Source organism: Candidatus Palauibacter sp. (assembly GCF_965261555.1).
GTDB lineage: Bacteria > Gemmatimonadota > Gemmatimonadetes > Palauibacterales > Palauibacteraceae > Palauibacter.
The window spans coordinates 2,421,177-2,441,490 of record NZ_OZ253465.1 but is presented as its reverse complement, the minus strand read 5'-3'; the positions used below and the strand labels follow the sequence as shown (position 1 = coordinate 2,441,490).

Below are 20,314 nucleotides of genomic sequence, written 5' to 3'. Positions count from 1 at the left end.
CACTGTAGCGCCAGGTTCGACTTTCGTCGCAGCCGGTCGCCGGCCGGTCCGCGAAAGGAAGCCCCCTTTCGGAGTTCGGAAGTTCGGAGTTCGGAATGATCAAGATCATAGTGGAATCCTCGCACGACGCCACCCTGATCGAGGATGCAGTCGATAACTGGCCCGTCCGCATAGTCAATGATGTCGAGCGTCTGCCAGGCGACGACGATGTCGAGTGCCTGATCCTAGGTTCCCGCGCGCGAAATCTGGCACGGTGGGTCGGGCCGTTGGGGAAGATCAAGCGGGATTGGGCCGGAGTTCCCATCATCGTCGTGACGGATTCCGAACCCGAGGTGGCGCTCCAGCTAAGCGGCATCAAGGTGTCCGCCGTCGTCTGGTTCGAGGATCTCCAGAGCGAGCTCGGCCCCGCGATCCGCGCCGCGCGCGGAGTGGATCATATTCTCCGCCTGGCCGGGGAGATAGAGGAATCGACGCTGCCCCCCTCTCTTCGGTCAGCCTTGGCGCACGGACTCCGGGTGGCTACGGACCGACCGATTCGCCGCGTACGGAAGCTGGCGTCGGTGGTTGGCTCCTCCCCCGTTACGCTGTCTCAGCAGTTTCGGGAGAGTGTGGGGGGCCGCACGACCCTGGCGCGGTTCCTTCGCGCGCTTGTGATACTCCGGGGCCACCAGCTGCGGTCGTCCGGTCTCGGCTGGGACCGGGTGGCCGGAGAGTTGCGAGTCTCTCGTCAGACGCTCCACCGCCAATCGAAGGAGTGGCCGGGCCGCAGGCTCGGTCCGCTGGCGGCCATGTCGCGCGGACAGCTTCTCGCACGGTTCGTGTCCGACTTTGTGCGTCCCCTCCTCGCTGACAGGACCGACTAATACGGGGTCCTGTCCCGCTTGCGGGTCCAGCGGTCGAAGACGTCGCGCGCCCGGTCGGAGGGGACCCGCACGAGCGACACGAGGCTGCGCTCGTTCGGGGGCCTGGCGATTTCTTCGTAGATGTCTTCGTCGCTGAACCGTATGGCGGCCGCGTCCTCCCGGGTGTTGGCGTAGTACACGCGGCGGATCCGGCTCCAGTAGATCGCTCCCAGGCACATCGGACACGGTTCACAGCTCGCGTAGATCTCGCAGCCGCCGAGATCGAACGTGCCCAGAAGATTGCAGGCCTTTCGAATCGCCCGGATTTCGGCGTGGGCCGTGGGGTCGTTGTCCAGCGTGACCCGGTTCGTCCCCTCCGCCACGATCTCGCCGTCCTTCACGACGACGGCGCCGAACGGCCCGCCGCCCTCCTCCATGCTGCGCTCGGACAGGTCGATGGCCCGCTGCATGAATTTCATGAATTCGTCATCCATCACGACGCTCGTTTCGCCAAGGCGCCTGCGCTCGATTCCGGCCGGTCGCCGCACGGCGGTCGACTCCCGGAGCACTCCCGGAATATACTCAGCCGGTCCCGTCCCCGGCTGTCGGCCGGGGATCCCCCGTCCTCAAAGCCCGCGGTGAGCGCGATTGACGAACTCTTCGAGTGGCCGTCCGTCCCGGCGGCGAGCGGGCGAGCTCACGGTCGACCTCGGGCTCATGGCGACGGCGATCATCTGGGGCATCAACTTCTCCGTCGTGAAGGTCGTCCTGCGGGAATTCGAACCGCTCGCGTTCAACGCCCTCCGCTTCCCGTTCGCGGCGATGGCGGTCTGGTTCCTCCTCCGGGCCAAGAGGCGCCCGGTCCTCCCTCCGCGGAGCGAGTGGGTGCGGATCCTTGGACTCGGCGTGGTGGGACACGTGATCTTCCAGGCCGCCTTCATCTACGGGATCGACCTGACGCTGACGGGGAACGCCGCGCTGCTTCTCTCCACGAGTCCCGTGTGGGTGCTCCTGATCGCGTCCGCGCTCGGGCGGGAGCGGTTTAGCCCCGCGATCCTTCTGGGCGTCGTCGCAACGCTCGCCGGCATGGCGATCCTCATCACGGGCGGGACGCAGGAGGTCGGAGGCGCGGGTCTCGGCGACCTGCTCGTCCTCGGGGCCGCGCTCTCGTGGGCCTCCTTCACCGTCTTCGGACGGCGCATCACGAAACGCCGGGGGGCGCTGGAGGTGACGGCGTGGACGCTCTGGGCCGCCCTTCCCGTCATCATCGTCATGGGCATCCCCGATCTGATGCGTGTGGACTGGCGTTCGGTCCCGCCGGGGATCTGGTTCGCGACGGCGTACACGGGGGTTTTCGGGATCGCCATCGCCTACCTGCTCTGGTCGCGGGGCATGAAGACGATCGGACAGAGCCGGACGGCGGTGTACCAGAACCTCGTCCCGGTGATCGCGCTGGCGACGGCCTGGATGTGGCTGGGAGAGACGCCCACGCCGCAGCAACTGGGGGGCGCCGCCGTCATCCTCTCGGGCGTCGCCGTGGCGCGCGGCTTCGCCGGCCGCCGGCGCCGTCGCGTGCCGTAAGCCGGCTTCTTCCGCCGGACGCCGGTCTCGCGACGGGCTCCGGCGGCGACCTACCTTGCAAATCATGTCCGACGAGCGCGGAGTAGCGGGGATCGTGCTGGCTGCCGGTTCGTCGACGCGCATGGGGCGCAACAAGCTCCTGCTGGACGTCGACGGGGAGACGCTCGTGCGCCGTGCCGTCCGCCTCGCGGGTGAGGCCGGCCTCGACCCCGTCATCCTCGTTACGGGACGTTTCCGGGAGGCCGTCGAGCGGGAGGTCGCCGATCTCGACTGCGCGACGACCTTCAATCCCGATCACGAGACCGGCATCCAGACGTCCGTGGCCTGCGGCGTTGCGGCGGTGCCGGCGGATTGCCGGGCTGCCGTCGTGATGCTGTCCGACATGCCCTTCGTGACCGCGCGCATGGTGCGGACGCTGGTGGAGCGTTACGCGGAGACGGACGCCCCGCTCGTCGTGTCGCGCTACGGCGAGGTGAACGCGCCGCCCATCCTCTACGGCCGCGGCCTCTTCGGCGAAATCTCCCGCATGCGGGCGGGGTGCGGGCGCGAGGTCGTCCGCCGCCACCACGAGCGGGCGATCCACGTGGACTGGCCCGCCGAGCGGCTCAGGGACCTCGACCGGCCCGACGAATACGAGTCGGTGCGGCGAGAGTTTGCGGCCGTCGCCTCCGGGGATCCCGCGTGAAGCGCGAACTGCTCGATCTCGCGGCGCGGTTGACGGCCGAGCGGCAGCCCTACGCGCTCGCCACGGTCGTGCGGAGCGAGCGCCCCACGAGCGGCAAGCCGGGCAACATGGCGCTGATCTCGGCGGACGGCGCCATGCACGGCTGGATCGGTGGCAGCTGCACCCGGTCGGAGGTGATCCGCCACGCGCTGGAGACCCTGAATGAGGGCGAACCCCGGCTCCTCGCCTTCGGGTCGAGTCCCGGACGGCCCGACGACCTGGTCCCCGTCCCCATGTCCTGCAGCAGCGGAGGGAAGGTGGAAGTGCACGTGAATCCGGTTCTTCCGGCCCCCATCCTGATCGTGGCGGGAAGTTCGCCCGTCGCCGTCGCGCTCGTGCGCCTCGGCGGCGGGATGGGATATACGACCGTGGCCGAGGTCCCCGCGGACGGGGCTCCGGATGGGACGCTGGCCGAGGTGGCCGATGAAGTCGTCGAGGACCTGGCCGAGACCGCGGCCCGCTACGCCGAACGCCCCCGCGGATGGAAGCTGTACGGGGTCGTCGCCACCATGGGACGGCGTGACGAGGGCTCGCTCGCGGAGTTGGCGGCCGCCGCGCCGGACTATCTCGGCGTGATCGCCTCCCCCACCCGCATGGAGGAAGTCCGCCGCGTGCTGGCCGCGAAGGGGCTCGACGCCGACCAGATCGCCCGCGTGCGCGGCCCGGCCGGCCTCGATATCGGAGCCGAGAGCCCCGAGGAGATCGCGGTGAGCATCCTCGCGGAGATCGTCCAACTCGAGGCGACACCGGACGAGCCGGAGGCCATCGAGTCCGGCGACGAGTCCACGGACGAAGCCCCGCGCGACGAGCGGGCGAACGCGGCGCAGGCGACGGACCCCGTGTGCGGGATGACCGTCGCGGTGGCGGGAGCCCCATCGTCCGTCTTCGAGGGCGAGCCCGTCTACTTCTGCTGCGAGGGCTGCCGCAGCCGCTTCGACGCGACGCCCGAACTCTATCTCTCGCGCCCTGTAGCGGATCACTCGTGAGACCCCGGAGATGGCGACGTCAGTCATGTCGATCTGGTCGACTACCACTAACGGAGGCAGTGGACATGGCGATGAAGAATCCCCCGCATCCCGGTCGCAGCATCCGGGAGAACTGCCTGGACCCTCTCGGCCTGAACGTCACCGAGGCGGCCCAGGTGCTCGGCGTCGCCCGTCACACGCTCTCACGCGTCCTGAACGGCCACGCGGCGATTTCGCCGGAGATGGCCATCCGGCTGGAGAAGGCGGGCTGGTCCGATGCCGAGTTCTGGCTGCGGCGGCAGAGCAGCTACGACCTCGTGCAGGCACGCAAAGGCGAAGACCGCATCAACGTCGAGCGATACCAACCCCAGCCGACGGCATAAAGCCAATGAAGATCGAGGAAGGGTTCACGATCGACGCGCCCGCCGCGGATGTGTGGGCGATTCTCTCCGACCCGCGGCAGCTCTCGGAACTCCTGCCCGGGGCTGAAATCACGGAGCAGATCGACGACACCACGTGGGAGGGCGGCATGACCGTCAAGGTGGGACCCCTCGTGGCAGCCTATACCGGGACCGTATCCTTCATACTGAACGAAGAGGAGCGGTCCGCGGTCATCCGGGCGCTGGGCCAGGGCAAGGCCGGAATGGGCACCGCCGAGATGACGATGAAGAGCCGGGTGGCGGCGCTCGCCGATGGCGGATCCGAGGTCACGATGGACTCGGAGGTGACGGTCACCGGGATCCTCGCCCAACTCGGCCGCGGCATGACCCAGGTCGTGTCGAAACGGATGCTGCAGGAGTTCGTCGGAAGACTCACGCGCGCGCTTGAGAGTCAGGCAAAGGAGGCAGGGCCATGATCCCCCCGCAGTTCGACTACCACGCGCCGGGCGGACTGGACGAGGCGCTCGGCCTGCTCGGCGAACTCGACGACGCGAAGGTGATGTCGGGCGGCCAGAGCCTCCTTCCGATGCTCAAGCTTCGCCTCGCCGGGCCCGCGAACATCATCGACATCGGCCGCATCCCCGGGCTCGACACGATCGAGGAGCGGGACGGCTGCCTCCGGATCGGCGCGCTCGTGACCGAGACCCAGCTCGAGGAATCCGCGGCCGTGGCGGAGCGCTATCCGATCCTGCTCGACACCGCCCGCGTGATCGCGGACCCGCTCGTGCGCAACCGCGCCACCGTGTGCGGCAACATCGCGCACGGCGACCCGGCGAACGACCACCCGGCGACGATGCTCGCGCTGCGCGCCCACGTCGTCGCGACCGGGCCGAACGGAGAGCGCACGATCGACATCGACGACTTCTTCCACGGCCTCTTCATGACCGCCCTGGGAGAGGACGAGATCCTCACCGAACTCCATATCCCGGTGCCGCCCGCGGGCAGCGGCGGCGCCTACGTCAAGCTGGAGCGCAAGGTGGGCGACTACGCCGTGGCGGGCGCCGCCGTGCAGCTCACGCTGGACGACGACGGGAAGGTGACGAAGGCCGGCGTCGGGCTCACGAACCTGGGCTTCGCCCCCATCCGCGCGACGGCCGCCGAAGAGACGCTCCTCGGCGCAGACTTCGTGCCGGCAGGCGGGTTGCGGGGCGCCATCGAGAAGATCCGCGACGCGATCACGAGCGCGCCCGACGCCGACGAGGTGATCGCGGCCGCCGCCCAGGCCGCCGCCGACATGACCGAACCGGTGGAAGACCGGCGCGGCTCCGTCGAATACAAGAGGAACATGGCTCGCGTGCTCACGGCGAGGGCCATCCGCAAGGCGCTCGCGCGCGCCGGGGCCGGAGGGTAGAGCGATGGCGACACATCAGATATCCGTCACCGTGAACGGCGAGGCGCACGCGGCCGAGGTCGAGTCGCGCACGCTCCTCGTCCACCTGATCCGCGACGACCTGCGGCTCACCGGCACCCACATCGGGTGCGACACGACCCACTGCGGCGCCTGCACCGTGCTGCTCGACGGGAAGCCGACGAAGTCGTGCACCGTCCTCGCCGTGCAGGCCGACGGCGCCGAGGTCGGGACCGTGGAGGGACTCGCCGGCGCCGACGGCATGCACGCGCTGCAGGAGGGCTTCTGGGAGAAGCACGGCCTCCAGTGCGGCTTCTGCACGCCCGGCATGCTGATGACGGGCGCGGCCCTCCTCGAGGAGAACCCGAATCCGAGCGAAGCCGAGATCCGCGAGGCCATCTCCGGCAATCTCTGCCGCTGCACCGGCTACGTGAACATCGTGAAGGCGGTCCAGTACGCCGCCGACAAGCTGGGCGCGGCCGCCGCCGAAACCGCAAACGCCGCGACCGACGGGGAGGACAGCTGATGGCACCGAAGACTTCCGCCGACATCTGCGGCATGGGGCACTCCATGAAGCGCAAGGAGGATCCGCGCTTCCTGCAGGGCAAAGGCAACTACATCGACGACATCGTCCTCCCCGGCATGCTGTGGCTCGACATCGTCCGCAGCCCGATCGCCTACGGGAAGATCAAGAGCATCGACTCGAGCAAGGCGCTGGAAGTCCCCGGCGTCCTCGCCGTCCTCACGGGCAAGGACCTCGAGGCGTACAACCTGCACTGGATGCCGACGCTCATGTCGGACACCCAGATGGTGCTCCCCACGGACACCGTCATGTACCAGGCACAGGAGGTCGCCGCCGTCATCGCCACCTCGCGCTACGCGGCCGCCGACGGCGTCGCCGCGGTCGAGGTCGACTACGAGCCGATGAAGCCCGTCATCGACCCCTTCAAAGCGCTGGACGAGGACGCGCCCGTCCTCCGCACGGACAAGGAAGGCCAGACGGACAACCGCATCTGGCACTGGGAGGCGGGAGACAAGGAGGCGACGGACAAGGTGTTCGATGAGGCGGACGTCGTCGTGCGCGAAAGCATGCACGTGCCGCGCATCCACGTGGCCTCGATCGAGACGTGCGGCTGCGTGGCCGACTTCAACCCCGTCGAGGGCCACCTCACCGTCTACATGACGACGCAGGCCCCGCACGCGATCCGCACCGTGCTCGCGCTCGTGGCGGGACACGTCGGACTCTCCGAGGAGAAGATCCGCGTCGTGTCGCCGGACATCGGGGGCGGCTTCGGCGGAAAGGTGCCGGTCTATCCCGGCTACGTCGTCGCGATCGCGGCCTCCGTCGTCCTCGGCAAGCCGGTCAAGTGGATCGAGGACCGGATGGAGAACCTCCAGGCGGACTCCTTCGCGCGCGACTATCACATGGACGCCGAGATCGCGGCGGACGCCGACGGGAAGATCCGCGGGCTCCGCATCAAGACGCTCGCCGACCACGGCTATTCCGACGCCCAGGCCGCGCCGTCCAAGTTCCCGGCGGGCCTCTTCTCCATCTGCACCGGCTCCTACGACATGGAGCAGGCCTACGCCGAGGTGGACGCGGTCTACACGAACAAGCCCCCGGGCGGCGTCGCCTACCGCTGCTCCTTCCGCGTGACCGAGGCCGTGCACTGCATGGAGCGCGTCGTGGACACGCTGGCGCACAAGATCGGGAAGGATCCGGCACAGTTGCGCGAAGAGAACTTCATCCCGAAGGAGGCCTTCCCCTACGAGTCGCCGCTCGGCTGGGAGTACGACAGCGGCGACTACCAGGCCGCGATGGACAAGGCGAAGGAGATGATCGGCTACGACGACCTGCGCCGGGAGCAGGCGGAGAAGCGCGAGCGCGGCGAACTGATGGGGATCGGCGTGTGCAGCTTCACCGAGGTGCTGGGCGCGGGTCCGTCCAAGGACTTCGACATCCTCGGCATCAAGATGTTCGACTCCGCCGAGGTGCGCGTGCACCCCACCGGGAAGGCGATTGCCCGCTTCGGCACGAAGTCGCAGGGCCAGGGCCACGAGACGACCTACGCGCAGATCATCGCCGAGGAACTCGGCCTCCCCGCCGCGCATGTACAGGTGGAGGAGGGCGACACCGACACCGCCCCGTACGGCCTGGGCACCTACGCCAGCCGCTCGACCCCGACCGCCGGGGCCGCGGGTGCAATGGCCGCCCGCCAGATCCGCGACAAGGCCGCGAAGATCGCCGCCCACCTGATGGAGGTGAGCGAGGAGGACCTCGAGTGGGAGCCCGGGAAGTTCTCCGTGAAGGGCGCGCCCGACCGGTCCGTCACGATCCAGGACTGCGCCTTCGCCGCCTACACGAACCTCCCCGAGGGGATGGAGCCGGGGATGGAGGCGACGAACTACTACGACCCGCCCAACCTCACCTTCCCCTTCGGAACGTACATCTGCGTCGTGGACATCGACCGCGGAACGGGTGAGGTCACGGTGCGCCGCTTCGTGGCGGTGGACGACTGCGGCAACATCATCAACCCGATGATCGTGCAGGGGCAGATCCACGGCGGCCTGACCCAGGGCATCGGCCCCGCCCTGTTCGAGGAGATCCCCTACGACGAGGACGGCAACAACCTCGCCGGCTCGTTCATGGACTACCTCGTCCCGACCTCCATGGAGACCCCCGCGTGGGAGACCGGCCACACGATCACGCCGTCACCCCACCATCCGCTCGGCGCCAAGGGCGTCGGCGAGTCGGCCACGGTCGGCGCGCCGCCCGCGATCGCCAACGCGGTCGTGGACGCGCTGGCGCACCTGGGCGTGACGCACCTGGACATCCCTATCACCCCCGACAAGGTGTGGGAGGTCCTGAACGAGAAGGGAGTCGCCGAATAAGGGTAACCGTCTGATCCGGTTGCCAGGTTGCCCCGCAGAGCCGGCCCGGGCATCTTCTCGCGCCATGATTCGCGCGTCCGACATCCGACCCCTCCGCGCCCGCGGGGCGAGCTGCGCCGGCGGCACCTCCGCTCCCAGCACCTGCGCCTGTATGTGTTCGTGTCGCCACGACGCGTGGATCCGGGTGTGTTGATGCGCTGAGCCTTTAGCTCAAACCGTTTTCCGAGCCGCCCCGGTCCGCCGACCTGGGCGGCTTTTTTGTGCCCCCTGTTCAACCGGTTTCAACCCGAGAGAAGATCATGATTCGTCCCGTTTTGCCGCAGATACATGTGCTGTACGAGAACCCGGCCTGGATTCCGCCCCTTCAGGAGGCGCTCGCGAGGGAGGGTTTCCGGGTCCGCCTCGTGCACGTGAACGAGGGGCTCGTCGACCCGTCCGTCCCTCCGCCCGAGGGTGTCTGGATCAACCGCATCAGCCCTTCGTCGCACACTCGGGGCCACGTCCACACGGTGGAACTCGCGCGGCAACTCCTCTACTGGCTGGAGTCCCACGGCCGCCGCGTGATCAACGGGCTCGGCGCCTTCGAACTGGAGATGAGCAAGCTCCGGCAGGATCTCGTCCTGCGGAGGCACGGGATCCGCACGCCCCGCACCGTGCTGGCCGTGGGGAGGGAGCATCTCCTCCAGGCCGCCGCCACCTTCGACGGTCCGTTCATCACGAAGCACGACCAGGGGGGCAAGGGTCTGGGGATCCACCTCTTTCACGACGCGCGGGAACTCGAGCAGCACCTGGACGGCGACGGCTTCGACGCGGGGCCCGGCGCACGGATGATCCTCCAGCAGTACATCGACGCCCCGGAGCCGTTCATCACGCGCGTGGAAATCGTGGGCGGCAGATTCGTCTTCGCCATGCGGAGTTCCACGGCCGGGGGGTTCGAACTCTGCCCCTCGGACGCCTGCAACCCGATGCCCGAAGTGTGCCCGACCGGTCCCGGGCTCTTCAGCCCCTCGCCGGTCGCGGAGGACGACCCGCTGGTGCAGCGGTACATCCGGCTCTGCAACAGGGAGGGAATCGAGATCGCCGGCATCGAATACGTGCGGGACCAGTGGGGCCACCGCTACACGTACGACATCAACGGCACGACGAACTACAACCAGACGCTGGGCGCCCGGATCGGCGTCGACGGCATGGGCGAGGTGGCCCGGTACGTGCGCCGAACGGCGACCCCGGTCCGACGGCGGCGGCGCATCGCGAGTTGAGCGGCGCGCCGCGGGCCGTGGTCGTGCGGTGTCGTTCCACGACCGATAGGTCTATCGCATGCCACGTTTATGGGCGTTGTCCGACCTGCACGTCTCCCACCCGGGAAACCGGCCGGCACTGGAGGATTTTCCGGCCCATCCGGACGACTGGCTGATCCTGGCAGGCGACGTGGCCCACGGCGCGCAGCGACTCGAGTGGTGCTTCGCGCGACTCACTCCGAAGTTCCGGCAGGTCGTCTGGGTTCCGGGAAACCACGAACTCTGGACGATACCGAACCGGGCTCCCGGGCTCCGTGGCGTGGCGCTCTACGAACATCTCGTGGAAATCGCCCGCTCCCACGGCGTTCTCACTCCGGAGGACCCTTATCCGGTGGTCGAACATCGGGACGGGCCGGTGCTGGTCGCGCCACTGTTCCTGCTCTACGACTACAGCTTCCGGCCCCGGCAGGTCCGGCGTGAACAGGTCATTCAGTGGGCCCGGGAGACCCGCGTCGTCTGCGGGGACGAAGCGATGCTGCATCCCGACCCGTTTCCGGACCGGGACTCGTGGTGCGCGGCGCGCTGCGAGGACGCGGCCACGCGGCTCGCGTCGGCTCCGGCCGATCTTCCCAAGGTCCTCGTCAATCACTTTCCTCTCGAGGAACGGCACGCCGTGCTGCCGAGGATTCCCCGATTCACGCCGTGGTGCGGAACCCGCCGAACCGAAGGTTGGCACCGTCGGTTCAACGCGTGCGCGGTGGTCTACGGCCACCTTCACATCCGGGACACGCACTGGCTCGACGGCGTGCCCTTCCAGGAGGTCTCTCTGGGATATCCGCGGCAGTGGGACCGCCGGCGCGGGATCGGGGCCTACCTGCGGGAAATCATCCTGGCGCCACGGGGCGCGACGATCCGCTGACCGCCGCCGGGACCTGGTCAGCGGAAGGAGCGGCGCAGCAGGAACTCGTAGGCCCCGTCGCCGAGCCACTTCCTGATGAAGAGCGCGGGCCGCGCCAGGTGGCCCTTGACGTACCTGCGGCGAGGCTTGCGGGTCGTGGCGGCCTCGACCAACACCTCGCCGAGTACGTGGGCTTCGGTGCTCCGGGCCCTGGCCTTCGGATCTTCGAACATCTTGAGGAACGGCTCGAACTGCGCTTCGTACGCGGTGTCGTCGTGGTACTCCTTCAACCGCCCCCTGGTCACGTCGAAGAACTCCGTCCGGATCGCGCCCGGTTCGACGAGGACGACGTCGATGTTGAACGGCGCGGCCTCGAGCCGGAGGCAGTCCGACCACCCTTCAAGCGCATGCTTGGTGGCGACGTACCAGGCCCCGAGAGGCACGAAGATCTTCCCCACCACGGACGAGACGTTGATGATCCGGCCCGAGCGCTGCGCCCGCATGTGCGGCAGGACGAGTTGGGTGAGGTTGGCGAGGCCGAACAGGTTCACGTCGAACTGGTACCGCGCGTCGTCGAGCGGGATCTCCTCGACGGGTCCGTAGAGGCCGAAGCCCGCGTTGTTGATGAGGACGTCGATGCGTCGCTCGCGCTCCATGATCCCGCTCACGGCCCGCTCGTTGTCGTCCTCCCTGGTGACATCCATTTCGACGGGCGCGATGCCGTGTTCGGTCAGCTCCTCCAGGCGATCCAGGCGGCGTGCGCCGGCGTAGACCGTGTGGCCCTCCCGGGCCAGGAGAATCGCGGCCTCCCGGCCGATGCCGGCCGAGGCTCCGGTGACCAGTATCACCTTGCGCATGGTGCTCTTCCTTCCCCAGTCATCTTGTTTCGGAGGTCTGAGGACGTTCCCGCGGGAACGTCCGCGTGAGGCTTCGAGGGCGGACACGATGTTAGCATGGTGGGAGGACCGGAAGGACTCGGACACGGAGAGACACAAGCGATGACCCGAATCCCCCGGGTCGACAACTCATTCGGTCGTTGAGCGGGCGGCGCAGGCGAGCCACGGCGCAGGACGGGCTGTGGAAGGGGCTGAATCCCGGGATGGCGCTCGCCGCCAAGGGCGTCGTGCTCGCCTTCGTCCTCGCTACGGTCTGGGACGTGGACGCGGCCGGCGCCGCTTTCGGGCGCCTCCGCGCCTGGATCGAGGGCACGCTCGACTGGTTCTACGTCCTGACGGTCTGCGCGACCTTCTTCACCTGCCTGTTCCTGGCGTGCAGCCGGTTCGGGAGGATCCGGCTCGGCGATGAGGACGCCGCGCCCGAGTTCAGCCGGTTCTCCTGGCTCGCCATGCTCTTCTCGGCCGCGGTCGGGATCGGACTGCTCTTCTTCTCCATCGCCGAACCCATCTTCTATTTCGACAACAGCCAGGCCGCGGGTTACCCCAACAACCCGATCGCCGACCTGGCGGGCGCCACCGCTCTGGACGAGCGGCGGGCCGTGCACGCCATGCGCGCCACCTACCTCCACTGGGGCGTCCACGGATGGTCCGCGTACGTGCTGGTCGGGCTGTGCCTCGCCTACTTCGGGTTTCGCAAGAAGCTGCCGCTGACGCTGCGTTCCGCCCTCTACCCGCTCATCGGCGACCGGATCTATGGCCCGGTCGGCGACCTGGTGGACCTGCTGGCGGTGTTCGGCGGGGTCTTCGGCATTGCGACCTCCCTGGGCCTCGGGGCGAGCCAGATGGCCGCGGGACTCGACGTGCTGCTCGGCGTGGATCCGGGTCTCGTCACGCAGGTTGCGCTCATCGCCGGCATCTCGCTGGCGGCCACGCTGTCGGCGGTGTCCGGCGTGAAGCGCGGGATCCGCATCCTGTCGGAGTGGAACATCGGCGTGAGCGTCCTCCTGCTGGGGTGCTTCCTGCTGCTGGGCCCCTTCACGTGGCTCGTCCGGTTCATCGCCACATCCGCCGGCGAGTACCTGTGGCGCGCCGTGCCCATGGGATTCTGGATCGCCGATGGTCCGGGGCCGAGCGCCTGGCAGAACGCCTGGACGATCTTCTACTGGGGATGGTGGATCTCGTGGGCGCCCTTCGTCGGCACGTTCATCGCCCGCATCTCCCGCGGACGCACGCTGCGCGAGTTCGTTCTCGGCGTGCTGGTCGTCCCGACCGGCCTGGCGCTCGTGTGGTTCGGAATCTTCGGCGGCAACGCGATCCACCTCGAACTCAACGCTCCGGGCGGCGTCGCAACGGCGGGAATCATCGAACTGGTGCGCGGCGGCAACTACGAAGGCGCGCTCTACGCGACGATCGACCGGATGAGCGACGCCGACTGGCTCGCCTGGGCCATGTCCGCCATGGCCACGCTCCTGCTCGCGACCTGGTTCATCACGTCTTCGGACTCCGGCACGCTCGTGATCACGACGCTCCTGAGCATGGGCGACCCTCACCCCCCGCGGCGGTTCCGCATCGTCTGGGGGCTCGGCGTGGGCGCGGTGGCGGCCGTGCTGCTGCTTGCCGATGGCCTCCAGGCCCTCCAGACGGCCGCCATCGCCGCCGCCCTGCCTGTGAGCGTCGTGCTGCTGTTCATGATCGCCGGGCTGCTCAGGTCCCTCGCGCGCGATCCCTAGGGGAGATCACGCTCGCCAGCGAAGGTGACGCTGGCGCGCCGCCTCACGACGCGGGTTCCCAGAGTTCGATCGCGTTTCCTTCGGGGTCGTGGATGCGGGCGAAGCGGCCGACGCCCTCCATCTCGCTCTCGTGGCTGACCTCGATATCCGCGGACTTCAGTTGCGCGATCATCGCGTCCAGATCGGCGACGCGAAAATTCAGCATGAACGTCTTCTCCGCCGCGAAATAGTCCGTGTCGGCGGCGAAGGGTGCGAACACCGTGACCCCGGACTCCGTCACCCACGGCTCCATCTCCATGTTCGTCGGAGCGGGATTGATGCCGAGGTGATCCTCATACCACTTCGTGAGTCCTGCCGGATCCTTCGCCCGAAAGAAGAACCCGCCGAATCCCTGAACGTTTTGCACGCTACGTCCTCTCGATGATGGGCTGCACGATCGACGCCCCGGTTCAGCTGCCCGGGACGCGCAGGATGGGATACGCCTCGCCGGGGCGCAGCCGGTCCGCGAGGAACCCCCAGTTCGCGAAGCCGTCGTCCGACTGTGGCTCGAGCAGGCTGAACAGGAGGCGTCCCAGCGGCTGGTCGGTCCGCGCGAGCATGTCCCCGGGGGCTGGCGGAACCCGGTCCGTCTCGTAGAGGCCGAAGAGCGTCTGCTCGTTGCGTCCCTGGAACGGCCGCTCGGCGGTGCGCACCGAGTCGATGCGGAACGCCTCCACATCGAGGGGCGCCGACCCGGCAGGCTCGAGCGCGATGCCGTGTGCCGCGAGCCGAATCAGAACGTCCGACAGATCCGCCGGGATGAGGTAGGCCGCGGGCACGCGCGCCCGCAGCGTCGGCGCGAAGGTCCCGTACTCGTACATCGTCTCGACGTACTGGGTGTCCGCGCGCAGGAGGAGCGGGCGCCCGGTGAGGGGGTGCGCCTCCTCGACCGTGGCGCCCATCAGGATGTCGACGGGCGCGGCCGATCGCTCGGGAACGGCGCGCAGCGCGAGCGAATCGCCCGTTACGACGGCGGCATCGGCATCGGCGACGATGCTCCGGACCTCGACCGCGTGCTCATGGACGTAATCGAGGATCTCCTCGACGAAATGGAGCGTCGCGAGCACGCGCTCCTCGAATGTCGCGTAGGAGTAGGCCTCGCTGAGGATCGCGATCCGGTTGCGGAGCCCGAGGTAGTTGTTGTTGAAGCGCGGACGGTGGTCGAAGGTGTACCAGCCGGGCGCGTCCCCGCCTCGCGTCGACGCGTTCCCGTAGTAGTAGTACTCCCAGCCGTACTTCTCCCGGATCTCCCCCGTGACGTGTGGAAAGAGCCCCTCCCGCAGGAAATCGTCGATCTCCGCCGGCGTGTTGGGGTGGAGCGGCGGCGAGTAGGTGAGATGGTAGGCGTGCCGCGTCCCGTTCGTCGTGTGCAGATCGACGGCGACGTGCGGATCGTATTCGCTGAACAGCCGCGCCACGGACCGCGCCTCGGGCGAGTCGAGCTTCATGTGGTCGCGGTTCAGGTCGTAGCCCTGGGCGTTCGGACGCTGGCCCATCCCCCCGACCGGGCCGTACTGCCGCCCCCGGTTCACGAGGTTCACCCGTTCGTTTCCGTCCGCGTTGTAGATGGGCGCTATGAGGAGGACCATCGACTCCCGCCACCCGCCGTGGCGGCCGGCCAGGAGGTCGCGCAGCAGCATCTGGAGCGCCTCCTTCCCGCATACTTCGCCGGCGTGGATGTTGCCCTGCAGGTAGACGACCGTCTTGCCGGAAGCGCGGACCGACGCCGGGCCCGGATCCTCGACATCGCCCACCACCGCCAGGGGAAGCGCCCGTCCCTCGTTCGTGTAGCCGTACGTCGTGTAGTGAACGGATGCATCGCTCGCCGCCGCGCGCTGCATAAAATCCACGACGTCGGCGTACGAACTCGTCTCGCGGTACGCTGTCCGCTCCGCGCGGGTGAGGAACGCATCGTCCGGCGGCGCGGGTCCGCCGCACGCCGCGAGTGCAGCTGCGATCGCCGCGAGTCGCCACGCCCGCGCAGTCATCGGAGCGCCCGGCGCAGCACGACTTCGTAGACCCCGTCCCCGAACCACTTCCTGAGGAACATCATGGGCCGCGCCATCGCCCCGCTGACGTATCTCCGGCGCGGTCTGGCGGTCGTCGCGGCCTCGAGCAACACCTTGGCGATGACCGCGGGCTCGGTGCGGGTCCTGCCCCCCGGGTCGTCGATCACGCCGAGGAACCGTTCCATCTGGTCCTTGTACGCGGTGTCCTCGCCGTACTTCCGCATGCGGGCGCCCATCACGTCGGCGAACTCGGTCCGGATCGCGCCCGGCTGAATGACGACGACCTGGATGTTGAACGGCGCCGTCTCCCAGCGGAGGCAGTCCGACCATCCCTCCAGGGCGTGTTTCGTGGCGTGGTACCAGGCGCCGAGCGGCACGAAGACCCTCCCCAGCATGGACGAGACGTTGATGATCCGGCCAGAGCGCTGCGCCCGCATGTGCGGCAGGACGAGCTGGGTGAGGTGGGCGAGGCCGAACAGGTTCACCTCGAACTGGTACCGTGCGTCGTCCAGCGGGATGTCCTTCGATGGGAGAGATCCCGTGTGCAACCAACTCCTGCATGCGGTCCAGCCGGCGGGCGCCGGCGTACACCGCGTGGCCCTCTCGAGCCAGCAGGATGGCCGCCTCCCGCCCGATCCCGGCCGAAGCCCCAGTGACCAGCATCACTCTGCGCATGGCGCCGCTCCTCCGATCGATGGGGGATACGATATTCCCAACGATTCTTCCTTTGTCTCTCATGGCCCCCAACCACTCTCCCAAAGCTATCCCCCTCCTGGGTCAGAGTCGCGACGATGGCGCACCCGTGGAATCGACTTCATGATGCCGGGCGCGGTCGATCGCCGAGCGCGGCATGCCTTCCCGCGGGACAGCAAGGTCGGATCTCAGAACAGCGCGTCGAGGGCGTCTCTCGGCATTAGCGCGGGAATGGGGGAGCGCCGGAAGTCCGACACATTCCTGGTGATGATGTACCGCGCGCCGCAAGCGCGCGCTGCAGCCACCTGCATCGCGTCCTCGAAGTCGGCCATCGGGAGCTCGGCGGCGTACTTGATGGCGTCGGTGCCTGAAGGAGTCACGGCCACGAAGCGGGTCAGGTGCTCGACGAAATCACGTGCATGGATGCCGCTGCGACGGGGAGCCACGATGTAATAGAAGTTCGACAGCGAATGCCAAGCGACGAAAGCCTTCTTCGGCCCCTTCTGAAGTCGGTCCAGCAGTTCCGCCGCGTCATCAGAATGCGGACGACGGTCGAGCGCGACATCGATCAGAAGATCCGTATCCAGAAGCATCAGAGGTATTTCCGGGCCAGCGCTTCGTACCGAGGATCACCGGGATTCGCGGCGGCTCGAAACTCTCCTCTCCACCGCTCCGTGAAGGAGGGACCCTGGTCCTGCACCATCTCCTTCAGTGACGCCTCGATGAGCGACGAGAGGGAGACGCCTCGGCCGCGCGCATGCTGCTTGGCGGCAGGTACCAGGTCCGAATCCACCGTGATCGTGAGCTTGGTTTTCATCCTCCGCCTCCAGGACAACGTATACGTGTTATTGATAGCGTATACGTATGCTTCTGGTCAACTTGCGACCCCTTGCTATTCCTCCCGGCCGAGTGGGTCGGTCCAGGCGGCTATACGTGCGGTGATCTCGGCGGCGACCTGCTCGTTCGTGCGGCCGCTGCGCTTGAGGACTCGAAAGGAGTGGTCGGCGCCCTCCAGTTTGTGGAGCGTTGCGAGCGGCCCGAGCGAGGCGCACGTCTCCTCGATGAGGTCGAGGCGGGCGAGGGCGTCGCGGGTCCCCTGCAGGAAGAGCATCGGGACGGTGACCCCGCTCAGGTGAGCCGCCCGCTCGGCGGCGCGCTCCGGGCGCCCGGGCGCGTGCAGCGGGAAACCGAAGAAGACGAGGCCGGCGACGCCGGGGAGCGGCGCCTCGGCTGCGGCGGTCGACGTCATGCGGCCGCCCATCGACTTGCCGCCCGCGAACAGCGGCAGCTCGCCGGCCAGGGCGGCCGCCTTTGCAACGGCGGTCCGCACCGTTTCCACGAGGACCGGCGGACGGTCCGGAGGCCGGCGGCGGCCGGAGAGCGCCCGCGCCTCCATGTAGGGAAAGTGGTAGCGGAAGGTCGCGATCCCCTGCCCCGCCAGCCGCTGCGCCATGTCCGACATGAACGGGTGCTCGATGCCCGCCCCCGCCCCGTGCGCGAAGGCAAGCATGGCCCGCGCCTCGGGAGGACGGACGAGCAGGGCCGACACCTCGCCCCAACGCAGCGACACGAACTGCGCCTGTTCGGCGAAGCGGTCCGTTTCCCCGACCTCGGCGGCGGCGCGGGGGGGCCGCCGGTTCACGGCGCCCGCGGGATCACGGCGACCGGGCGTCCGGCTGGTCGCGGGGTTCGTGCGCGGCGACCGGGCCCGTCCAGCGGTCGGTGGGATCGAGTGGTTCCTTCGCCTTGGGGTCGCGCGGCGCGGGGATCCGGAGCGCCAGCCACAGCGCGACGGCGGATGCCGCGGCCCCGACCAGGAACGGGCTCTCGATCGAGTACAGCTCGAACAGATGGCCCGCCGCCAGCGGCGCGAGAACCCGACCCGCGCCACCGGCCACCTGGCTGCCGCCGAACACCGAGCCCTGCGAGTGTTCGTCCGTCGCCCGCGAGATCAGGGCGTGGAGGGCCGGGAAGATAAGCCCCGTCGCCGACGCCCAGGTCGGGACGAGCACCCATAGCTGCCAGCCCTCTTCGATGAAGGGGATGGCCCCCACGCCGAGGGCGAGGAGCGCGCAACCGGCGCGCATGGTGCGCGGCTCGCCGAACCGCTCCACGATCCGCCCGACGAGACCGCCGCGCACGATCACGGTGCAGCCTCCCGCGAGCGTGAAGACGAGGCCCATGTCCGCCGCCGTCATCGCGAACACGCGCTCTGCGTAGAGTGCGAGAACCGATGTCATCGACGTGAAGCAGGCGAGCGTCAGGAAATACACGAGGAGGAGCACGCGCAGCGGGAAGCGGTTGAGCGACCGGAGCCAGAGCTGAAGCGTTGCGGCCTCCCCTTTCGAGGCGTCGGCCCGGCCGGAGCGGAAGTGCCGCGACTCCGGCAGCAGCACCATGGCCGCCATCAGGTTGAGCAGACACAGGCCGGCGGCGACGTAGCCCGGTACCCCCAGCCCGAAGCTGCTGAAGGCTCCTCCGATCGCCGGGCCGAGCATGATGCCGAGGCCCGAAGCCGCTCCGATGAGCCCGAGTCCCTTGGCCCTCTCCTCCCCCTCCGTGGAGTCGGCGACGTAGGCCTGGGCGATCCCGACGGTCCCGCCGGCGGCACCTGCCGTCGCACGGGAGAGGAGAAGAACCCAGAGATTGTCGGCGAGGGCGAACAGGAGGTAGGAGAGCGCCGAAGCGAAGAGCCCGATGAGAAGGAGGCGCCGGCGACCCACCCGGTCTGAGAACCGTCCCCAGATCGGCGCCGACAGGAGTTGCGTGATGGAAAACGAAGCGATGATGAGGGTGACCCAGCGCGGCGAGGCGCCCATTTCCTCGGCGTAGAAGGGGAGCAGCGGGAGGACGATGCCGAAGCCCATCATGTCCACCATCACCGTCCCGAACAGGACGCCGAGACCGGCGCGTCTCAGCATGCGGGATTCAACATGCGGGCAATGCGTTCATCCCGTGTCTCAAGCCGGACTCCTCTCTTCCCGTCGTCCTTGCCCTCTTCGCGGGAACACTCTGGTCACGACACCCCGGGCCGACTCCGCGTTGCGCTCCGAATCGCGCCCGCGCGACGGAGGGGAACCCCCGGATAACTCACTGTACGCCGCGCGTGAGCCGGGATAGTTTGACCCTCCGCCGGAGGGCGGGGACACCCCTCGCCGCGGCCTCTCGCACGTCATCTTTGAGCGGTTCTCAAGAGGAAGGACTCCCATGGCTGATGCACGACCTGACACGCTGATTCGATATGCGGCCGAGGACGGCGTCGCGGTCTTCACGATCGACGACCCGCCCGCGAACACATACACGTACGAGATGATGCGCGACCTGGACGACGCGATCCTGCGCGCGCGGTTCGATGAGAACGTCCACGTCATCGTCATCCGGGGCGAGGGAGACAGGTTCTTCTCCGCAGGGGCGAACATCAAGATGCTCCAGACCTCGGACCCGTACTTCAAGTACTTCTTCTGCCTCCACGCGAACGAGACGCTGACACGGCTCGAGCACACGCCCAAGCTCGTGATCGGCGCCCTGAACGGGCACACGGTCGGCGGCGGACTCGAGATCGCGCTCGCCTGCGACATCCGGATCGCCCGCGGGGACGCCGGAAAGATCGGGCTGCCGGAGGTGAACCTCGGCGTCCTCCCGGGGACCGGCGGGACGCAGCGGCTCGGCCGGCTGCTCGGGAAGCCGAAGGCCATCGAGCTGATGGCGGAGGGCCGCACGTTCGGGTTCGAGGAAGCGCTGGAACTGGGGCTCGTGAACAAGGTGTTCGAGGGGGATGACGAGGCCTTCCACGCGCAGGTGATGGAGTACGCGCGGCAGTTCACCCCGCCCCACAAGGCGTCGCGCGCGGTGGGCCGCATCAAGCGGTCGGTGTGCAGCGGGGTCGAGGTGCCCTTCTCCGAGGGCCTCGCGATCGAGCGCGAACTGCAGCAGCTCCTCTTCCAGGGGGACGACGCGCGCGAGGGCCTCGCGGCCTACGTCGAGCGGCGCGCCCCCGAGTTCGCCGGCCGCTAGGACTC

At 68.5% G+C, this 20,314-nt stretch carries 22 protein-coding genes and 1 pseudogene; 13 read left to right on the top strand and 10 right to left on the bottom strand.

Going from position 1 to position 20,314, the window contains the following annotated elements; all coding sequences use genetic code 11:
* Positions 1-95 precede the first annotated feature (95 nt).
* Positions 96-863: a hypothetical protein gene (locus tag ACQY5G_RS10515; RefSeq protein WP_428273753.1), complete on the top strand. Its 768-nt coding sequence runs from the start codon at positions 96-98 to the stop codon at positions 861-863.
* Here the strand turns inward: ACQY5G_RS10515 and ACQY5G_RS10510 are convergent.
* Positions 860-1,321: a nucleoside deaminase gene (locus tag ACQY5G_RS10510; RefSeq protein WP_428273752.1), complete on the bottom strand. Its 462-nt coding sequence runs from the start codon at positions 1,319-1,321 to the stop codon at positions 860-862. The genes ACQY5G_RS10515 and ACQY5G_RS10510 overlap by 4 nt on opposite strands.
* Positions 1,322-1,490: 169 nt before the next feature.
* On the opposite strand from ACQY5G_RS10510, the gene ACQY5G_RS10505 reads away from it, so the two are divergent.
* The 10 genes from ACQY5G_RS10505 to ACQY5G_RS10460 all read left to right on the top strand — a co-directional run bounded on the left by ACQY5G_RS10505 (position 1,491) and on the right by ACQY5G_RS10460 (position 10,949).
* Positions 1,491-2,423 carry a DMT family transporter gene (locus ACQY5G_RS10505; RefSeq protein WP_428273750.1) on the top strand — a complete coding sequence of 311 codons (933 nt, stop codon included), beginning with the start codon at positions 1,491-1,493 and terminating at the stop codon, positions 2,421-2,423.
* A 64-nt stretch (positions 2,424-2,487) separates the two neighbouring features.
* Positions 2,488-3,108, top strand: coding sequence for a nucleotidyltransferase family protein (locus ACQY5G_RS10500; protein WP_428278683.1), 621 nt, complete (start codon positions 2,488-2,490; stop codon positions 3,106-3,108).
* Entirely contained in the window at positions 3,105-4,133 is a 1,029-nt protein-coding gene (locus ACQY5G_RS10495) for an XdhC family protein (RefSeq protein ID WP_428273748.1), read from the top strand. Before ACQY5G_RS10500 ends, ACQY5G_RS10495 begins: the two co-directional genes overlap by 4 nt.
* A gap of 65 nt (positions 4,134-4,198) precedes the next feature.
* Entirely contained in the window at positions 4,199-4,495 is a 297-nt protein-coding gene (locus tag ACQY5G_RS10490; RefSeq protein ID WP_428273746.1) for a HigA family addiction module antitoxin, read from the top strand.
* Between the two features lie 5 nt (positions 4,496-4,500).
* On the top strand, positions 4,501-4,968 hold the full coding sequence (locus ACQY5G_RS10485; RefSeq protein WP_428273744.1) for a CoxG family protein: 468 nt from the start codon (positions 4,501-4,503) through the stop codon (positions 4,966-4,968).
* Positions 4,965-5,903, top strand: coding sequence for an FAD binding domain-containing protein (locus ACQY5G_RS10480; RefSeq protein ID WP_428273742.1), 939 nt, complete (start codon positions 4,965-4,967; stop codon positions 5,901-5,903). The genes ACQY5G_RS10485 and ACQY5G_RS10480 overlap by 4 nt, the downstream gene beginning before the upstream one ends.
* Positions 5,904-5,907: 4 nt before the next feature.
* Positions 5,908-6,426 (top strand): (2Fe-2S)-binding protein, encoded by a 519-nt coding sequence (locus ACQY5G_RS10475; RefSeq protein WP_428273740.1) that lies wholly within the window; start codon positions 5,908-5,910, stop codon positions 6,424-6,426.
* Positions 6,426-8,792, top strand: coding sequence for an aerobic carbon-monoxide dehydrogenase large subunit (locus tag ACQY5G_RS10470; protein ID WP_428273738.1), 2,367 nt, complete (start codon positions 6,426-6,428; stop codon positions 8,790-8,792). The genes ACQY5G_RS10475 and ACQY5G_RS10470 overlap by 1 nt, the downstream gene beginning before the upstream one ends.
* 299 nt (positions 8,793-9,091) lie before the next feature.
* Positions 9,092-10,051 (top strand): ATP-grasp domain-containing protein, encoded by a 960-nt coding sequence (locus ACQY5G_RS10465; RefSeq protein WP_428273736.1) that lies wholly within the window; start codon positions 9,092-9,094, stop codon positions 10,049-10,051.
* A gap of 58 nt (positions 10,052-10,109) precedes the next feature.
* Positions 10,110-10,949: a metallophosphoesterase family protein gene (locus ACQY5G_RS10460; RefSeq protein WP_428273734.1), complete on the top strand. Its 840-nt coding sequence runs from the start codon at positions 10,110-10,112 to the stop codon at positions 10,947-10,949.
* 17 nt (positions 10,950-10,966) lie between these two features.
* Here ACQY5G_RS10460 and ACQY5G_RS10455 read toward each other — a convergent pair whose 3' ends face one another.
* Entirely contained in the window at positions 10,967-11,785 is an 819-nt protein-coding gene (locus ACQY5G_RS10455) for an oxidoreductase (RefSeq protein ID WP_428273732.1), read from the bottom strand.
* Between the two features lie 242 nt (positions 11,786-12,027).
* Between ACQY5G_RS10455 and ACQY5G_RS10450 the strand changes: the two genes are divergently transcribed.
* Positions 12,028-13,554 carry a BCCT family transporter gene (locus ACQY5G_RS10450; RefSeq protein WP_428278682.1) on the top strand — a complete coding sequence of 509 codons (1,527 nt, stop codon included), beginning with the start codon at positions 12,028-12,030 and terminating at the stop codon, positions 13,552-13,554.
* A 43-nt stretch (positions 13,555-13,597) separates the two neighbouring features.
* Here ACQY5G_RS10450 and ACQY5G_RS10445 read toward each other — a convergent pair whose 3' ends face one another.
* The 8 genes and pseudogenes from ACQY5G_RS10445 to ACQY5G_RS10410 all read right to left on the bottom strand — a co-directional run bounded on the left by ACQY5G_RS10445 (position 13,598) and on the right by ACQY5G_RS10410 (position 19,216).
* Positions 13,598-13,960 (bottom strand): VOC family protein, encoded by a 363-nt coding sequence (locus tag ACQY5G_RS10445; protein ID WP_428273730.1) that lies wholly within the window; start codon positions 13,958-13,960, stop codon positions 13,598-13,600.
* 43 nt (positions 13,961-14,003) lie between these two features.
* Positions 14,004-15,581: a M14 family metallopeptidase gene (locus ACQY5G_RS10440; RefSeq protein ID WP_428278681.1), complete on the bottom strand. Its 1,578-nt coding sequence runs from the start codon at positions 15,579-15,581 to the stop codon at positions 14,004-14,006.
* Positions 15,578-16,150, bottom strand: coding sequence for an SDR family NAD(P)-dependent oxidoreductase (locus tag ACQY5G_RS10435; RefSeq protein ID WP_428278680.1), 573 nt, complete (start codon positions 16,148-16,150; stop codon positions 15,578-15,580). Before ACQY5G_RS10435 ends, ACQY5G_RS10440 begins: the two co-directional genes overlap by 4 nt.
* A gap of 52 nt (positions 16,151-16,202) precedes the next feature.
* Positions 16,203-16,265: pseudogene (locus ACQY5G_RS10430) on the bottom strand (hypothetical protein); the annotation flags it as partial.
* 218 nt (positions 16,266-16,483) lie between these two features.
* The gene (locus ACQY5G_RS10425) at positions 16,484-16,888 is read right to left on the bottom strand and encodes a type II toxin-antitoxin system VapC family toxin (RefSeq protein WP_428273728.1); all 405 of its coding nucleotides are present in this window, start codon (positions 16,886-16,888) and stop codon (positions 16,484-16,486) included.
* Entirely contained in the window at positions 16,888-17,112 is a 225-nt protein-coding gene (locus ACQY5G_RS10420; RefSeq protein ID WP_428273726.1) for a DUF6364 family protein, read from the bottom strand. Before ACQY5G_RS10420 ends, ACQY5G_RS10425 begins: the two co-directional genes overlap by 1 nt.
* A gap of 75 nt (positions 17,113-17,187) precedes the next feature.
* Positions 17,188-17,937, bottom strand: coding sequence for an alpha/beta family hydrolase (locus tag ACQY5G_RS10415; RefSeq protein WP_428273724.1), 750 nt, complete (start codon positions 17,935-17,937; stop codon positions 17,188-17,190).
* Between the two features lie 13 nt (positions 17,938-17,950).
* Positions 17,951-19,216 (bottom strand): MFS transporter, encoded by a 1,266-nt coding sequence (locus tag ACQY5G_RS10410; RefSeq protein WP_428273722.1) that lies wholly within the window; start codon positions 19,214-19,216, stop codon positions 17,951-17,953.
* 286 nt (positions 19,217-19,502) lie between these two features.
* On the opposite strand from ACQY5G_RS10410, the gene ACQY5G_RS10405 reads away from it, so the two are divergent.
* Positions 19,503-20,309, top strand: a complete 807-nt coding sequence (locus ACQY5G_RS10405) for an enoyl-CoA hydratase/isomerase family protein (RefSeq protein ID WP_428273720.1) — start codon at positions 19,503-19,505, stop codon at positions 20,307-20,309.
* The last annotated feature ends 5 nt before the right edge of the window (positions 20,310-20,314 follow it).

Bases quoted from the DNA above. Each gene is read 5' to 3' on its own strand.
- ACQY5G_RS10515 (WP_428273753.1), top strand. From the start codon at position 96: ATGATCAAGATCATAGTGGAATCCTCGCACGACGCCACCCTGATCGAG.
- ACQY5G_RS10510 (WP_428273752.1), bottom strand. From the start codon at position 1,321: ATGAAATTCATGCAGCGGGCCATCGACCTGTCCGAGCGCAGCATGGAG.
- ACQY5G_RS10500 (WP_428278683.1), top strand. From the start codon at position 2,488: ATGTCCGACGAGCGCGGAGTAGCGGGGATCGTGCTGGCTGCCGGTTCG.
- ACQY5G_RS10490 (WP_428273746.1), top strand. From the start codon at position 4,199: ATGGCGATGAAGAATCCCCCGCATCCCGGTCGCAGCATCCGGGAGAAC.
- ACQY5G_RS10485 (WP_428273744.1), top strand. From the start codon at position 4,501: ATGAAGATCGAGGAAGGGTTCACGATCGACGCGCCCGCCGCGGATGTG.
- ACQY5G_RS10480 (WP_428273742.1), top strand. From the start codon at position 4,965: ATGATCCCCCCGCAGTTCGACTACCACGCGCCGGGCGGACTGGACGAG.
- ACQY5G_RS10475 (WP_428273740.1), top strand. From the start codon at position 5,908: ATGGCGACACATCAGATATCCGTCACCGTGAACGGCGAGGCGCACGCG.
- ACQY5G_RS10470 (WP_428273738.1), top strand. From the start codon at position 6,426: ATGGCACCGAAGACTTCCGCCGACATCTGCGGCATGGGGCACTCCATG.
- ACQY5G_RS10465 (WP_428273736.1), top strand. From the start codon at position 9,092: ATGATTCGTCCCGTTTTGCCGCAGATACATGTGCTGTACGAGAACCCG.
- ACQY5G_RS10460 (WP_428273734.1), top strand. From the start codon at position 10,110: ATGCCACGTTTATGGGCGTTGTCCGACCTGCACGTCTCCCACCCGGGA.
- ACQY5G_RS10455 (WP_428273732.1), bottom strand. From the start codon at position 11,785: ATGCGCAAGGTGATACTGGTCACCGGAGCCTCGGCCGGCATCGGCCGG.
- ACQY5G_RS10450 (WP_428278682.1), top strand. From the start codon at position 12,028: ATGGCGCTCGCCGCCAAGGGCGTCGTGCTCGCCTTCGTCCTCGCTACG.
- ACQY5G_RS10440 (WP_428278681.1), bottom strand. From the start codon at position 15,581: ATGACTGCGCGGGCGTGGCGACTCGCGGCGATCGCAGCTGCACTCGCG.
- ACQY5G_RS10425 (WP_428273728.1), bottom strand. From the start codon at position 16,888: ATGCTTCTGGATACGGATCTTCTGATCGATGTCGCGCTCGACCGTCGT.
- ACQY5G_RS10420 (WP_428273726.1), bottom strand. From the start codon at position 17,112: ATGAAAACCAAGCTCACGATCACGGTGGATTCGGACCTGGTACCTGCC.
- ACQY5G_RS10410 (WP_428273722.1), bottom strand. From the start codon at position 19,216: ATGCTGAGACGCGCCGGTCTCGGCGTCCTGTTCGGGACGGTGATGGTG.
- ACQY5G_RS10405 (WP_428273720.1), top strand. From the start codon at position 19,503: ATGGCTGATGCACGACCTGACACGCTGATTCGATATGCGGCCGAGGAC.